At 71.3% G+C, this 15,847-nt stretch carries 12 protein-coding genes and 1 other RNA gene; 10 read left to right on the forward strand and 3 right to left on the reverse strand.

Features of this window, described 5'->3' with window-relative positions:
- The first annotated feature begins 13 nt into the window (after positions 1-13).
- The 4 genes from J2X60_RS17795 to J2X60_RS17810 all read left to right on the forward strand — a co-directional run bounded on the left by J2X60_RS17795 (position 14) and on the right by J2X60_RS17810 (position 3,463).
- Positions 14-577 (forward strand): alpha/beta hydrolase, encoded by a 564-nt coding sequence (locus tag J2X60_RS17795; RefSeq protein ID WP_309889411.1) that lies wholly within the window; start codon positions 14-16, stop codon positions 575-577.
- A 107-nt stretch (positions 578-684) separates the two neighbouring features.
- Positions 685-1,776: a hypothetical protein gene (locus J2X60_RS17800; RefSeq protein ID WP_309889413.1), complete on the forward strand. Its 1,092-nt coding sequence runs from the start codon at positions 685-687 to the stop codon at positions 1,774-1,776.
- 104 nt (positions 1,777-1,880) lie between these two features.
- Positions 1,881-2,726, forward strand: coding sequence for a Nif3-like dinuclear metal center hexameric protein (locus tag J2X60_RS17805; protein WP_309889415.1), 846 nt, complete (start codon positions 1,881-1,883; stop codon positions 2,724-2,726).
- 2 nt (positions 2,727-2,728) lie between these two features.
- A complete protein-coding gene (locus J2X60_RS17810; protein ID WP_309889417.1) occupies positions 2,729-3,463 on the forward strand; it encodes a hypothetical protein in 735 nt (244 codons plus the stop codon).
- 286 nt (positions 3,464-3,749) lie between these two features.
- On the opposite strand, the gene rnpB is transcribed toward J2X60_RS17810, so the two are convergent.
- The 3 genes from rnpB to map all read right to left on the reverse strand — a co-directional run bounded on the left by rnpB (position 3,750) and on the right by map (position 5,903).
- Positions 3,750-4,110, reverse strand: an RNA gene (rnpB, locus tag J2X60_RS17815) — RNase P RNA component class A.
- Positions 4,111-4,267: 157 nt separating this feature from the next.
- Positions 4,268-5,017, reverse strand: coding sequence for a polyphosphate--glucose phosphotransferase (ppgK, locus tag J2X60_RS17820; RefSeq protein ID WP_309779436.1), 750 nt, complete (start codon positions 5,015-5,017; stop codon positions 4,268-4,270).
- Between the two features lie 22 nt (positions 5,018-5,039).
- On the reverse strand, positions 5,040-5,903 hold the full coding sequence (gene map / locus J2X60_RS17825; RefSeq protein ID WP_309889419.1) for a type I methionyl aminopeptidase: 864 nt from the start codon (positions 5,901-5,903) through the stop codon (positions 5,040-5,042).
- Positions 5,904-6,061: 158 nt separating this feature from the next.
- Here map and J2X60_RS17830 point away from each other — a divergent pair, with 158 nt between their 5' ends.
- From J2X60_RS17830 to J2X60_RS17855, 6 genes are all read left to right on the forward strand, one after another.
- Positions 6,062-6,241, forward strand: coding sequence for an SPOR domain-containing protein (locus tag J2X60_RS17830; protein ID WP_309889422.1), 180 nt, complete (start codon positions 6,062-6,064; stop codon positions 6,239-6,241).
- Positions 6,242-6,286: 45 nt separating this feature from the next.
- Positions 6,287-7,624 carry a type I glutamate--ammonia ligase gene (gene glnA / locus J2X60_RS17835; protein WP_070418782.1) on the forward strand — a complete coding sequence of 446 codons (1,338 nt, stop codon included), beginning with the start codon at positions 6,287-6,289 and terminating at the stop codon, positions 7,622-7,624.
- 22 nt (positions 7,625-7,646) lie between these two features.
- Positions 7,647-10,619, forward strand: coding sequence for a bifunctional [glutamine synthetase] adenylyltransferase/[glutamine synthetase]-adenylyl-L-tyrosine phosphorylase (locus J2X60_RS17840; RefSeq protein WP_309889424.1), 2,973 nt, complete (start codon positions 7,647-7,649; stop codon positions 10,617-10,619).
- 504 nt (positions 10,620-11,123) lie between these two features.
- Entirely contained in the window at positions 11,124-12,722 is a 1,599-nt protein-coding gene (locus J2X60_RS17845; RefSeq protein ID WP_309889426.1) for a glycosyltransferase family 2 protein, read from the forward strand.
- Complete coding sequence (locus tag J2X60_RS17850) at positions 12,715-14,280, forward strand: glycosyl hydrolase (RefSeq protein ID WP_309889428.1); 1,566 nt, start codon at positions 12,715-12,717, stop codon at positions 14,278-14,280. Before J2X60_RS17845 ends, J2X60_RS17850 begins: the two co-directional genes overlap by 8 nt.
- A complete protein-coding gene (locus J2X60_RS17855; protein ID WP_070418786.1) occupies positions 14,277-15,695 on the forward strand; it encodes a UDP-glucose/GDP-mannose dehydrogenase family protein in 1,419 nt (472 codons plus the stop codon). The genes J2X60_RS17850 and J2X60_RS17855 overlap by 4 nt, the downstream gene beginning before the upstream one ends.
- The last annotated feature ends 152 nt before the right edge of the window (positions 15,696-15,847 follow it).

Raw genomic sequence — 15,847 nt, forward strand, 5'->3', positions numbered from 1 at the left:
CTACGCTTCGAGGGTGCGCAGACCTCGACCGTGGGTGATCGTCCCCGGGATCTGGAACTCCGACCCCGACCACTGGCAGTCGCTGTGGCAGGACGACCGGTCGGCCGACGACCCGGGCGCGGTCGTCCGGATCGCACCGGCGTCGTGGAGCGAGCCCGACCCGGACGACTGGTCCCGCGCGATCACCAGCGCCGTGGCCGCCGTCGACGAACCGCCGGTGCTCATCGCGCACAGCCTGGGCGTCCTCGCCGTCGCCGCGTGGCTCGGGCAGCGCGGACACGCCGAGGTCGCGGGTGCCTTCCTCGTGGCGCCGCCGGACCCCCTCGCGCCGGGGTTCCCCGCCGCAGCGGCCGGGTTCGTCGAGCCGGTGGCCCAGGCGGCCCCTGCGGTCCCGACGCGTCTGGTGGTCAGCGACGACGACCCGTACTGCACGCTCGACCGGGCCCTGGCGTTCGCGGACGTCCTCGGTGCCGGAGCCGTCCGGGTCGGCGCACTCGGCCACGTGAACGTCGCCAGTGGTCTCGGTGCCTGGTCGGCCGGCCGTGCACTCGTGGACGACCTCGAGCGCACGCTCTGACCCCCGCCCGCGACACGCCGTTCACCTTCGAGGCGATATGGCAGGGACTCCGGCGACACACCGGGGATGTCCGCCGAGATGAGCGTTGCGATATTTATCCTTCGATCATGGAAACGCAGTCCGGTGCACGCACCCCCCTCGTCGACCCGTTCGGTCGCGAGCTCGAGGAGTGGCTCCGTGACGCCCCGGCGACGCGCGCCCCGTACCTGTCGGACCTCGTGGTCCCGCCGGTCACCGGGCCCGTGCAGCGTCCGGACGCAGCGTCGGACGCCCCCGTCGAGCCCGCCACGACCAGCGGCGCCGCGGCCGTCGTCGACGCCGGTGTGCCGGCCGACGACTCCGCCTTCCGTCGCCCCCGCGACCGTGCTCGGCACGCCGCGGTCTGCGCGCCGTCCTTCCCTGAACCGCCGGAGCGCCTCGCCCTCCGCATCGAGGACCTCGCCGTCGAGGTGTCCTCGTCCAGCGGCCGCAGCACGATCGAGCGCATCGTGATCCTCGAGGACGAGGTCCGTCGTCGTGACGAGGACCTCGCTCGCCTCGCCGCGTGGGAGGCCACCGTCGCCGGACAGCGCGACCCCGAGGTCGAGGCCGCTCGGGCGTTCGCCCACTCCGTGTTCGCGGACCTGCTGGCCGATGCCGCGCTCGAGGCCGATCGTCGTGACCGTGCCGCGGCGCGGCGTGCGGCGACGGGCAGCGTGCCGGTCGCCGGCGTGCCCGCGTCGGCCGCCGTCCCGGCACCCGCCGTCGTCACCGCTGTCGTCGCCCCGACGGGCTCCGCGCCCGCTCCCGCGCTCGTGGACGCGACCGAGGTCGTGGACGCGATCGACGCCCCCGAGGCGACCACGCCGGGACGCGACGAGCCCGCTCGTCCGGTGCTGTCCCTCCCGGTCGTCTCACCGGTGTCCGCGAACACGCGACCCACGCCGCTCGTCCAGCCCGCGACCGGGCCGACCGTGATCGACCGTGCCGCGTTCGCCGCCGCGCTGACGGCGCACGCCGGCGCGACCGCGAGCACGCCCGTCGTGCTCCCGGAGGCCGTCGTCCCGACGACCGCCGAAACCGCCGCCCACGCGCCCGCCGCGCACACGCCCGCCGGGCACCCGGCCCACGCAGCCGACGTCGCGTCCGAGGACCGTGCCTCCGCCGGGTGGTGGACGCGCTTCGTCGCCGTCGTCCTGCGCGCGTTCGGTCGCCGCTGATCCACCGGGCAGCGGCGCATCACCCGTCGTCCACAGTGCTGCTCGGTGCCGTCGTCGTCCACAGGGCGCCCGGACCGACCCGGGCGGCTCGGTAGACTGACGGGATGCCGACGCTCCGCGAACTCCAGGCCGTGATCGAAGACCTGTGGCCCGCCGCCGGCGCCGAGTCCTGGGACTCCGTCGGGCTCGTGGTGGGGGACCCCGACCAGACGATCGAGCACGTGCACCTCGCAGTCGACGCCGTCCCGGCCACCGCCCGCGAGACGGTCGAGCTCGGCGCTGACCTGCTGCTCACCCACCACCCGCTGCTGCTCCGCGGCGTCACCACGATCGCCGAGTCGACCTACAAGGGCAGCGTGCTCGCCAACCTGGTGCGCGGCGGGGCAGCCCTCGTCGCAGCGCACACCAACGCCGACGTCGTGACGACGGGTACCTCGGCCGTGCTCGCCGACCGGCTCGGCCTGACCGACCAGCGCCCGCTCGAACCCGGTGCGGACCCGTCGACGGGCATCGGCCGCGTCGGGGTGCTCGCCGAACCGACCACGCTCGGCGCGCTCGCCCGGGCGCTGGTGGACCTCCTGCCCGGCACCGCGACCGGCGTCCGGGTCTCGGGGGAGTTCGACCGGCCCGTCCGCTCCGTCGCACTCTGCGCCGGAGCCGGCGACGCGTACCTCGGGCACCCCGACGTGCTCGGGGCCGACGTCTACCTCACGAGCGACCTCCGGCACCACCCGGCGTCCGAGTTCCGCGAGCAGGCGATGCTCGTCGGCGGGCCCGCCCTCATCGACACCTCGCACTGGGCCACCGAGTGGCTCTGGCTCGACGTCGCCGCCGAGCAACTCCGCCGCGCCGCGGGCGTCCGCGTCACCGTGAGCGACCTCCGCACCGACCCGTGGGACTTCGCCGTCCTGCCGGCCGCCGAACCCACCACCGACACACAAGGAGTCTGACCATGAAGGCAGCACCCGAGGACCAGGTCATCCTCCTCGACGTCCAGCGTCTCGACAACGACGTCACCCGGATCGCGCACCGCATCACGTCGCTGCAGAAGGGGGACCGGCTCACCGAGCTCGGCACCACGGCGGCGGGGCTGCGCGCCCAGCTCGCGGCGGCCACCGGCGAGGTCGAGGACGCCGAGCGCGAACTCGCCCGCCTCGAGTCCGACACCGCCACGGCGCAGGCCCGTGTGGAGCGTGACACCACGATGCTCCAGAACGTGTCCAGCGCGAAGGACGCCGCCGGTCTCCAGAACGAGCTCGAGTCGCTGCAGCGCCGCATCGGGGACCTCGAGACGGCCGAACTCGAGGTCATGGAGAACCTTGACGGCTTCCGCGCCCGCGTCGGCGACATCGAGGCGCAGCTCGCCGACGTCGAAGCCGCACGTGCCGGGCTCGTGGCCGAGCGCGACGCCGAGATCGCCCGGCTCGAGTCCGACCGTGAATCGGCCACGCAGAGCCGTGCCGCCGTCGCCGCGAAGGTGCCGGCGGACCTCCTCGCGCTGTACGACCGGCAGCGGGCGCGGTACGGCTTCGGTGCCTCGCTGCTGCAGGGCGGGGTGTCCACGGCGTCCGGCGTGACGCTCACGAACTCTGACCTGCAGACCATCCGGCGGGCAGCGCCCGACGACGTCGTGCTCTGCCCCGACAGCGACGCGATCCTGGTGCGGACGGCGGAGTCCGGGCTCTAGACGCGACCAGACGACGAACGGGAGGCGCGGTGCCGGCTGGCACCGCGCCTCCCGTCCGTCGTGTGCGCGCGCTAACGGGGGCGGGCCGGCCGCACCGCGCGACCCGGCGCGGGCCGGGCGCACGGTGCGGCGCACACGACCTGGTGCGGTGTCGGTCACGCCGTGGCGCGCTGAAGCGGCGCACCGAGTGCGCAACCCGGCACGGGTTCGCGCTCCGCGCACCGTGCGCCCTCGCACAGTGCCGCGGTCGGCGCCCGCGCCGCGCTTGCGCACGGAGCGTGGGGTGCGAATGGGCCGGCCGTACGCCGGGTTCTGTCCCGCCGCTCGCGCGGCGGTGACGGCCATCTCTCTCGGACCGACGTTGCCGTCGGCCTCCAGCGGTCTACCCGAGGACTCGGCGAGCAGCCTCAGCGTCCTCTGTCTGACCTTGCTCCGGGCGAGGTTTACCGAGCGGATCCGGTCACCCGGACCCCTGGTGGTCTCTTACACCACCGTTTCACCCTTACCGACGTCGCCGCCGGCGGTCTGCTTTCTGTGGCACTGTCTCGCGGATTGCTCCGGGTGGGTGTTACCCACCGCCCTGCTCTGTGGAGCCCGGACGTTCCTCGGCACTCCCGGGGGAGTGACGCGACCGTCTCACCGACCCATTCGCGAGCACGAGTCTACCGGGCGCGGACGCCGAGGTCGCGCGAAGTGCCGTCCCGACGAGACGCGCGCGGCACCTTGTGCGACCTCGGCAGGACGCGCGCGGCGTGTTGTGCGACCTCGGCGTCCGGGCGAGCCCACGCAGGCGCGTCCGACGCGTCAGGCGCTCCGCGCGGCCAGGGTCGCGGCGCCGATGATGCCCGCGTTGTTCCGGAGCGTCGCCGGGATGATGTCCGCCTGCAGGTCGAGCAGCGGCAGGAACTCCTCGTACTGCTTCGACACCCCGCCGCCGACGACGAAGAGCTCCGGGGAGAGCAGGGCCTCGAGCGTGGAGTAGTACTTCTGCAGCCGCTTCGCCCAGTGCTTCCACGACAGGTCGTCGCGCTCCTTCGCGGCGAACGAGGCGCGGGACTCGGCGTCGTGCCCGTCGATCTCGAGGTGCCCGAGCTCCGAGTTCACGATGAGCACGCCGTCGTTGATGAGCGCCGTGCCGATGCCGGTGCCGAGCGTCGTGACGACGACCAGGCCGTCCTTGCCCTTCGCCGCACCGAACTGCTGCTCGGCGTACCCGGCGGCGTCGGCGTCGTTGACGAAGTGGATGGAGCGGCCGAGCTCCTTCTCGAAGAGCGCCTCGGCCTCGAAGCCGATCCACTTCTTCGACACGTTCGCCGCGGACATGGTCTTGCCGTCGCGCACGATCGCCGGGAAGCAGACCCCGACGGGCACGTCCGACGCCGGAGCGAGCTCGTCGAGGATGGACGCGGCCACGGCGACGATGTCGTGCGGCTTCCCGCCCTCCGGCGTCGCCTTCTTGATCCGGTCGGTGGTGAGTTCGCCGGTGGAGACGTCGACGATCGCGCCCTTGATGCCCGTACCGCCGATGTCGACGCCGACTGCGAGGGTGGTCATGAGGAGCCTTTCGGTGTGGAGGTCAGGAGACCGTGAGGAGTTCCGCGCCGCGCTCGGTGACGACGAGGGTGTGTTCGAACTGTGCGGTCCACGACTTGTCCCGGGTGGAGACGGTCCAGTCGTCGGCCCAGATGTCGGCGTCGATGCCGCCGAGCGTGAGCATCGGCTCGATCGTGAAGACCATGCCGGGCACCATGACGTCGTCGAAGCGCGGGGCGTCGTAGTGGGGGATGATCAGCCCGGAGTGGAACGCCCGCCCGACGCCGTGGCCGGTGTAGTCGCGGACGACGCCGTAGCCGAAGCGCTTCGCGTACGCCTCGATGGCACGGCCGATGACGTTCACCTGCCGACCAGGGGCGACGGCCTTGATCCCGCGCTCGAGGGCGAGTCGCGTGCGGGTCACGAGGTCCTCGACCTCCTGCGACGCCTGCCCGACGATGAAGGTGCGGTTCGTGTCGCCGTGCATCCCGTCCTTGTAGGCGGTGATGTCGATGTTGACGAGGTCGCCCTCCTGCAGGACGGTGTCGTCGGGGATGCCGTGGCAGATGACCTCGTTGAGGCTCGAGCAGAGCGACTTCGGGTAGCCGCGGTAGCCGAGCGTCGAGGGGTAGGCGCCGTGCGCGACGACGAACTCGTGGCCGATCCGGTCGAGCTCGTCCGTCGTGACACCGGGGCGGATCGCCGCGCCCACGGCGTCGACGGCCTGGGAGGCGATGCGCCCGGCGGTCCGGATCCGCTCGACCTCGTCCGGGGTGTACGTGTCGCCGAGTCCGTGCTCGTGCGGCTCGGCCTTGCCGACGTACTCCGGGCGCTCGATCTCCTTCGGGACGGACCGCAACGGGGAGATGCGGCCGGCGGTCAGGTGTCCGTGTTCGTCCCGGGGCATGCGGACCACTCTAGCCGGGGCCGCGTGTCGCGCGGACGCGGCCGCCTGGAGGCGCGGTGCCGGCCCGACGGACGCCAGCTGCGCCTCCAGGCGGTCACCCAGCGCGCGGGGCGCGGCCCGCCCGCACCGCCGCCGCCCCACCTGGGTACGGTGGCGGCATGAGTGACGAACGCATCGAGTCCCAGTGGTGGTTCAACGAGAAGACGCACACCGTCGAGCAGGGCCCGCAGTCGCCGCAGCGCGACCGGATCGGCCCGTTCGCCTCGCGTGAGGAAGCGCAACACGCCCTGGACCGGATCAAGGCGAACAACGAGCGTTGGGACGACGAAGACCAATAGGCTGAGATTCCCAGCTGGACCAGCTGCACCACGGAAAGGGCGTCAATGGACAAGCAGACGGACTTCGTGCTCCGCACCATCGAGGAGCGGGGCATCAAGTTCATCCGACTCTGGTTCACGGACGTCATCGGGACCCTGAAGTCCGTGGCGATCGCCCCGGCCGAGGTCGAGGGCGCGTTCGCCGAGGGCATCGGGTTCGACGGCTCCGCGATCGAGGGACTCACGCGCTCGTACGAGGCGGACGTCCTGGCCCACCCGGACCCGTCGACGTTCCAGATCCTCCCGTGGCGCGGCGAGATCGACCCGACCGCGCGGATGTTCTGCGACATCACGACGCCGGACGGCCAGCCCGCCGTCGCCGACCCGCGCAACGTGCTCAAGCGCACGCTGGCGAAGGCGAGCGAACGCGGCTTCACGTTCTACACGCACCCCGAGATCGAGTTCTACCTGCTGAAGAGCCGCGACTGGAAGGACGGCGGCCCGCAGCCCGTCGACCGCGCCGGCTACTTCGACAACGTCCCCGGCGGCAGCGCGCACGACTTCCGTCGCCGGTCCGTCCGGATGCTCGAGGACCTCGGCATCTCGGTGGAGTTCTCCCACCACGAGGCCGGCCCCGGCCAGAACGAGATCGACCTCCGCTACGCCGACGCACTGACGATGGCGGACAACATCATGACGTTCCGCACCGTCGTGAAGGAGGTCGCGATCGAGCAGGGCGTCTACGCGACGTTCATGCCGAAGCCGATCTCCGGCCAGCCGGGCTCGGGCATGCACACGCACGTGTCGCTGTTCGAGGGCGACCAGAACGCCTTCTACGAGGCGGGCGGTCAGTACCAGCTGTCCGACACCGCGAAGCACTTCATCGCCGGCGTCCTCAAGCACGCGCCGGAGATCACCGCCGTCACGAACCAGTTCGTGAACTCGTACAAGCGCCTCTGGGGCGGTGACGAGGCCCCGTCGTTCGTGACCTGGGGCCACAACAACCGCTCGGCCCTCGTGCGCGTCCCGCTGTACAAGCCGAACAAGGGCCAGTCCGCCCGTATCGAGTACCGCGGCATCGACTCGGCGGCGAACCCCTACCTCGCGTACTCGCTGCTGCTGGCCGCGGGGCTCAAGGGCATCGACGAGGGCTACGAGCTCCCGCCGGAGGCCGAGGACAACGTCTGGAGCCTGTCCGACTCCGAGCGCCGTGCCCTCGGGTACAGCCAGCTGCCGGCGAGCCTCGACCACGCGCTGAGCCTCATGGAGGACTCGGAGCTCGTGGCGGAGACGCTCGGCGAGCAGGTCTTCAACTTCGTGCTGCTGAACAAGCGCCAGGAGTGGAAGGCCTACCGCGACCAGGTCACGCCGTTCGAGCTCGACACGAACCTCGGCGCGCTCTGACGGCACCGGGGGCACGCACCACATGACCGGTCGGACGACGACGTCGCGTTCCGAGTTGGCCCGCCTGGGCTTCGCGGAGCTGTCGGAGAGCCTGGAACGCATCGCCGACCTGGAGGCGCGGTTCGGCCCCGACCTGCAGGTGCCGGTGAGCGGGTCCCCGGCACTGTGGGAGTCCACGGCCGATCCCGACGGCGCACTCCGCGCGCTCGAGCGGCTGCTCGAGCGCGCGCCGGACGAACTGCGTCCGGTCCTCGCGGACGACGCCGCCACCGAACGGCTCGTGCGGCTCCTCGGGGCGTCGGTCGGGCTCGGCGAGTTCCTGCACCGCCGTCCGGCGGAGATCGACCTGCTCCTGGCGCCCGTGACGGCGCCGTGGTCGCAGCAGGAGTACACCGACTCGTTGCTCGCCGCGATCGATGGTGCCACGGGCGAGGACGCCCGGCTCCGGCTCCGGGTGCGCTACCGCCGGCACCTGGCCCAGATCGCGCTGTTCGACGTCCTGAACGCCGCGCCGACCGAGGCGTTCCCCGCCGTCGCGGCCGGGCTGGCCGACCTCGCCGGTGCCGCGCTCGAGGCCGCGGTGGACGTCGCCCGGCGCGAGGTCCCGTTCCCCGCGGCCGACGTCGAGGCGACGCCGCTCGCCGTCATCGCGATGGGCAAGGCCGGGGCCCGCGAACTCAACTACGTCAGCGACGTCGACGTCATCTTCGTCACCGAACCGACCCACGACGACGAGGCGGGCACGGGCGTGGGGACCGACCGTGCCGTGCTCATCGCCACGCGGCTGGCGATCGCGGCCACGCACGCCATCACCGACCTCGCGGCCGAACCGGCGCTGTGGGAGGTCGATGCGAACCTCCGGCCGGAGGGCAAGGACGGCGCACTCGTCCGGACGCTCGACTCCCACGTGGCGTACTACGAGCGCTGGGCGAAGGAGTGGGAGTTCCAGGCCCTGCTCAAGGCGCGGCCGATCGCGGGTTCGGTCGACCTGGGGGAGCGCTACGCCACCGCGGTCGCCGGCTTCGTGTGGACGTCCGCGCAGCGACCGGGGTTCGTCGAGTCCGTGCAGCGCATGCGGCAGCGGGTCACCGACAACATCCCCGACGACGAGGTCGACCGGCAGCTCAAGCTCGGGCCGGGCGGTCTGCGCGACGTCGAGTTCACCGTGCAGCTGCTGCAGCTCGTGCACGGCCGCGACGACGAGACCGTCCGGGTCCGGTCCACGCTCGAGGCGATGGACGCGCTCACCGACGCCGGCTACGTCGGCCGTGCCGAGGCCGCCCGCTTCGGTCCGGACTACGCCCTGCTCCGCCTGCTCGAACACCGCATCCAGCTCCGCCGCCTGCAGCGCACCCACCTCATGCCCTCCGACGAGGACGAGCTCCGGGTCCTCGCGCGGTCGAGCGGTCTCGCACGGTCCGCTGCCGCGCTCGAGACACGGTGGCGTGCCGTGAAGCTCGAGGTCCGCGGCCTGCACGAGCGCCTGTTCTACCGACCGCTCCTGTCCGCGGTGGCCGCGAGCGACGGCGACATCGTGCTCACCAGCGACCAGGCGGTCGACCGGCTCGGCGCGATCGGCTTCGCGGACCCCGCCGGGGCACTCGGCCACATCCGGGCACTGACGCAGGGCACGAGCCGCCGTGCGGCGATCCAGCGGAACCTCCTGCCGGTACTCCTGCGCTGGATGGCCGAGGGACCGGCACCGGACCGGGCGCTCCTGGCCTTCCGTCGGCTGAGCGACACCCTGGGGGAGTCGAGCTGGTTCCTCCGCATGCTCCGGGACTCCTCCGGCGCAGCACATTCGCTCACCACCGTGCTCTCCGAGTCGGCGTTCCTGTCCGGGCTGCTCGAACGATTCCCCGAGGCCGTGGCCTGGCTCGACGAACCGGAGGCGCTGCTGCGCCCCCGGCCGATCGAGTCGCTGCTCGCCGAGGTCACGGCGACGACGGCACGGCACGGGGACGACGTGGACGGCGCGGCCGCCCTGGTCCGGTCCGCCCGACGGCGTGAGACGCTCCGGCTCGGCATGGCCGCCGTGCTCGGACACCTCGACGTCGATGCCCTCGGCCCGGCGTTGAGCGACGTCACGGAGTCAACCCTGGCCGGTGCCCTCACGCTCGCGCGACGGGACGCCCCGGCCGGCCTGGAGTTCGGCGTCATCGCGATGGGGCGGTACGGCGGCCGCGAGCTCGGCTTCGGCTCGGACGCCGACGTCCTCTACGTGTACCGGGCGACCGAGGACGTCCCGTCCGAACAGGCTTCGCGCGCGGCGCAGACCATCGTGCGGGAGCTCGCCCGGTTGACCGACGACGCGATCCACCCGTTCGACCTCGACATCGACCTCCGCCCCGAGGGCAAGAACGGCCCCGTGGTGCGCACGCTCGACTCCTACGGGGCGTACTACGCCCGCTGGTCGCTCACGTGGGAGGCCCAGGCGCTGCTCCGGGCCCGCGGGGCGGTCGGGGACGCGCAGCTCCTGCGTGACTTCGAGCACCTCGCCGACCGCACGCGCTACCCGGAGCACATCGACGACCAGCAGGTGCGCGAGGTCCGACGCATCAAGGCCCGTGTCGAGTCCGAACGCCTCCCGCGCGGTGCGGACCCCGCCCGGCACCTCAAGCTCGGCCGCGGTTCCCTGAGCGACGTCGAGTGGTTCGTCCAGCTCCTCCAGCTGCAGCACGCGCTGACGATCCCGGGCCTCCGGACGACGTCCACGCTCGAGGCGCTCGACGCCGCCCGCGACGCCGGCCTCGTCGCCCCCGACGACGCCGAGCGTCTCGGTGCCGCCTGGCGCTTCGCCTCGCGGACCCGGAGCGCGCTCGTGCTCTGGTCGGGCAAGACCACGGACGTGCTGCCCGTCGACCGGGTGCAGCTCGAGGGCATCGCACGTCTGATGGAGTACCCGCCAGGGTCCGCCTCGGAGCTCGAGGAGGACTACCTCGGGGTCACCCGCCGGGCACGTCAGGTCTTCGAGCGCGAGTTCTACGGCGCCTGACGCCCGTCGCGACACGCCCGGACCGACGTGTTTCGCAGCGAGTTGACACGTCCTCGGAAGTGAATTCCCCGTAACGTGCAGCGTCCCCCGTTCGACATCTGCCTGTACCCCGGCAGCGCACTGATGAGCGCTCGTTACCTGGTCGTTACCGAGCATCCGGGGTGACTGGAACGTGCCCGGCAGGCGAGGCAACGCGGTCCGAGGTGACCATCCGCTGACCGGGGGTTTCCTGCAGAGGTGAGTCGCGCCTCCCGGGCCCGGGAGGTCTGCAGAACGCGCGTTGCGCAGTGAACGTGGTCCACCGGAGTGCTGTCAGCACCAGTGCGGACACGATGACCACACGCGGAGGGGGACCGTGGTGTACCCCGTAACGTGCCCGTAACGCCCCCGGTCGGGGGTCGCGTTGCGCACCGGGTCACGGTTCTGCATCAATGGGGTCACCCGAACCGGCCCTGATTCCCCAACGAAGCGGAATCTCCACCTCGAACGTTGAAGCAGGGATCGATGTTCACCTTCATTCTGCAGATCAGGCAGATGGTCGAAGGGCACCCCGAGTTCTACCTGTTCGCCGTGTACTCCGCGGTGATCTGGTTGCTCTGGTTGCTCAAGGTCATCCTGTCCGCCCGCTACCGCCCCTACACCGGCACCTACACCGGCACCACGAGCGTCATCGTCCCCGTCGTGGACGAACCGCTCGACCTCTTCCGCGACGTCATCGGCCGCATGGTCGAGCAGCGTCCCGGCGAGATCATCGTCGTCATCAACGGCGCCCGCAACGAGGCCCTCGAAGCGGTCTGTGACGAGTTCGCCCCACTCGTCCGCTGGACGCACACGCCCATCCCGGGCAAGCGCAACGCCGTCAAGGTCGGCACCGAGATGTCCAACGGCGACATCACCGTGCTCGTCGACTCGGACACGGTGTGGACGCCCGGCACCCTCGACGAGCTGCTCAAGCCGTTCGCGGACGCCTCGGTCGGTGGCGTGACGACGCGCCAGCGCATCCTCGAGCCGACCCGCAGCTGGATCACCCGCTGGGCGGACTGGCTGGAGAACTCCCGCGCGCTGTACTCGATGCCCGCGCAGAGCGTCCTCGGCCAGATCGGTTGCCTGCCCGGGCGCACGATCGCCTTCCGCCGCGACATCCTCGTGCGCGTCATGGACCGCTTCATGCACGAGAAGTTCATGGGCGTGTTCCTCGAGGTGTCCGACGACCGGACCCTGACGAACCTCACGCTCAAGGAGGGGTACCGGACCGTCTACCAGTACACCTCGCTGGTCTACACGGACGCTCCGCTGCAGGTGAAGAAGCTGTTCAAGCAGCAGCTCCGCTGGGCCCGTGGTTCGCAGTACAACACGCTCCGGATGCTCCCGTGGATGCTCGGCCACGCGCCGATCCTCGCGGTGTTCTTCCTCACCGACATCATCCTGCCGTTCATGCTGTTCGGCGTGATCGCCGGCTGGATCTACCGCGCCTTCACCGGCCAGGGCGAGAACCTCTACCAGGGGATCCTGCAGCAGTACGGCTTCTCGACCGGCTTCGTCTACGTCGCCGCCCTCATGGTGGTCTCGTCGGTGCTCAGCATGGCGATCCGGCAGATGCGGCACCTCGCCGAGAAGCCGAGCGACTTCTTCCGCCTGCCGATGTTCATCATCGTGTCGACGTTCTTCCTCATGCCGATCCGACTCATCGGTTTCTTCCGCCTGGCGCACGCGTCCGGCTGGGGGACCCGTGCCGGTGCGTACGCCGGTGGACCGATGGAGGAGGACCCCGCGGACGCGGTGCAGCCCTCGGCCGTCGCCACCCAGACCCCGGTGAGCCCGATCGACGCGGCTGCCCCGGCCCCGGCCGGTGGAGCCGGCTACGGCGACGACCAGCGCGCCGTGGACCGGGCGTTCGACGACCTGTTCGGCCCGGACGCCACCACCAACTCCACCGCGACGGTGCTCGCGACCCGCCGCTCGGCAGCCACTGCAGCGCAGTCGCAGTCGGCGACCGCGGCGGCCCCCGCCCCGGCACGCGTCCGTCGGTACAACCCGTACGCCGCGATCCCGTACTGCATCGGCTTCGCGATCTTCGCCCTGGAGGCCTTCCTCATTGTCTGACCTCATCCGCTCCTCAGGTGCCTGGTGGGCCCAGTCCAGCAAGCACGCACGACTCACCGCGGTCGGGACCACCGCCATCGTCCTCGTCCTCGGACTCATCACCTGGAACGTCTGGGTGTCCCCGGCGGGCTCGGTGTCCACCGCGGTCCACCAGGCGCTCGGTGTGACGCCGCCGAAGAAGAAGATCTCGGCGGCCGAGCTCCAGACGAAGCTCACGGCCGCCCAGGAGAAGATCTGGGCGCTCGAGGGCAAGCTCGACTCCTCGACCGCGCAGTCCGGCTCGCGTGCCGACCAGATCGCCGAGCTCAAGGCGCAGATCGCGTCGCTGCAGTCGGACCTCGGTGCTGCCAAGGCCGCCGGGGCACGGTCCGGTGACGGCGCGTCGGGTTCGGGAGGGTCGGGCGACGGTTCCGGCGGCTCCGGCGGCTCCGGGTCGGGCGACGGTTCGGGCAGTGGCTCGGGTGGTTCCGGCGGCGCCGGCAACGGTTCCGGCTCCGGCTCCGGCTCCGGCAACCACGGCGTCACGAACCCGAACGGCGGCCCCTCGAAGGACCCCGGCACGACCCCGATCGCCGTCCCCACCAAGGCGCAGATCATGGCGCAGCCGGCTCGCTGGTACGGCCTCTACACCGCGCAGTCGCCCTTCAACTGGGCGGAGTACGACGAGGTCTCGCAGCAGGTCGGCAAGGCCACGAACATGGTCGGCTTCTTCCAGGGCTTCGACCAGGACTTCAACGCCACCGCCGTCCAGCGCGCGTGGGCGAACGGCCGCCTGCCGCTCATGACCTGGGAGTCCGCACCCGCCAAGACGGGCAACGACGCGAAGTACGTCCCCGGGTACACGAACGAGGACATCGTCTCGGGCAAGTTCGACGCCTACCTCACGAAGTACGCGAAGGCCCTCGCGGCGAACGGGCAGCCGATGGTCATCCGGCTCGACCACGAGATGAACGGCTCTTGGTACAACTGGTCCGAGGGGACGGCACAGCAGAACGCAGCCGGGTCCTACGTCGCGATGTGGCAGCACGTGCACGACGTCTTCCAGGCCAGCGGCGCGAACAAGTACGTCATCTGGAACTGGGCACCGAGCCGCATCGACAAGCTCGGCAACGACAAGTACATGCAGCTCGACTACCTGCGTGAGTACTACCCGGAGTCGAAGTACGTCGACTGGGTCGGGATGAGCGGGTACTACCGCACCGCCTCGGAATCGCCGACCTTCGACAACACGTTCGGCAAGACCCTCGCCCAGCTCCGCCAGATCGCGCCGGACAAGAAGATCCTCCTCAGCGAGATCGGTGCGACCGAGACCGGGACGAGCGTGACCAACGGGCAGAAGGCGAAGTGGATCACCTCGCTCTTCGACGGCCTCGCGGAACCGGCCAACGACGACGTCATCGGCTTCTCGTACTTCAGCGAGACCGCGACCACGGTCGTGGACGGCGTCCGCACCACGAACGACTGGCGACTCAACTCCCGCGCCGACAGCCTCCAGGCCTTCGTGGCCGGCATCTCGCGCACCGACACCGACTACGACCTGCAGGAGGTCAAGCAGTGACCGCTCAGAAGAAGACCGCAGACTCCCGTCCGGCACCCGTCATCAGCGTCATCGGCACCGGCTACCTCGGTGCCACCCACGCGGCCGCCATGGCCGAGATGGGCTTCGAGACCATCGGCGTGGACGTCGATCCCGCCAAGCTCGCGGCCCTGTCGGCCGGCGAGGTCCCGTTCTACGAGCCCGGCCTGCCGGAGCTCATCACGAAGCACGTCGCCAGCGGCAAGCTCCGCTTCACGGCGTCGCTGCCCGAGGCCGTGGCCGCGGCCGACGTCCACTTCGTCTGCGTCGGGACGCCGCAGCGCGCCGGGTCGCACGCCGCGAACCTCACCTACGTCGAGAACGCCACCCGCGGTGTCGCCGAGAACCTCACGCACCCCGGCCTCATCGTCGGCAAGTCGACGGTCCCGGTGGGTACGGCCGAGCGGCTCCGCGGCATCGTCCGCGAGTTCACCCCGTCGGGCATCGACGCCGAGCTCATCTGGAACCCGGAGTTCCTGCGCGAGGGCAAGGCCGTCGACGACACGCTGCACCCGGACCGGCTCGTCTGGGGCGGTGCCTCCGCATCGGCCGACGCCGTGATCCGCGAGGTCTACGCCGCACCCATCGCCGAGGGCACCCCGGTCATCACGACCGACCTCGCCACGGCGGAGCTCGTCAAGGTCAGCGCGAACGCGTTCCTCGCCACGAAGATCTCGTTCATCAACGCGATCTCCGAGATGTGCGCGATCACCGGTGCGGACGTGTCGACCCTGGCCGACGCTCTCGGGCACGACGCCCGCATCGGCCGCAAGTTCCTGAACGCCGGCCTCGGATTCGGCGGTGGCTGCCTGCCGAAGGACATCCGGGCGCTCATGCACCGCGCGAACGAGCTCGGTGCCGGTCGTGTCGTCGGCCTCATGCAGCAGGTCGACGAGATCAACATGGGCCAGCGTGAGCGCGTCATCGACATGACGATCGACGCGCTCGGCGGCTCCGTGCTGAACCGTCGCGTCGCCGTCGTCGGGGCGGCGTTCAAGCCCCTCACCGACGACGTCCGCGACTCGCCGGCACTCAACGTCGCCGCTGCGCTGCACCTCCGCGGCGCCCAGGTCACCCTGTGGGACCCGGAGGCGATGGAGACCGCCCGCCGCTCCTTCCCGACGCTCACCTACTCGTCGTCGATGGAGGGTGCGATCGAGGACGCCGACGTCGTGCTCGTCCTCACCGAGTGGGACGAGGTCATCGCTGCCGACCCCGCGGCGCTCGCCTCGATCGTCGGGCGTCGCACGGTGATCGACGCCCGCAACTGCCTCCCGGTCGCCGACTGGGTCAAGGCGGGTTGGACCGTCCGTTCCCTGGGACGGCCCACTCCGGTCACGGGTGCACCCGTGAGCGTCGCTGCGGGGACGAACGACGCGGTGGCCACCGCGCGGTAGTCACCCGGACGCGAAGCGGGGTCTGTGCCGGGGCGGCACGGGCCCCGTTCTCGTGTGCCCGGCGCGTTCGGGCGCACCTGGTCGAATCGGGCGTACCTGGTCGGAACTTCCGACCAGGTACGCCCGATTCGTCATGGCAGCGCGCGTGTGAT

This window comes from Curtobacterium sp. 320 (assembly GCF_031455235.1).
Taxonomy (GTDB): Bacteria; Actinomycetota; Actinomycetes; order Actinomycetales; family Microbacteriaceae; genus Curtobacterium.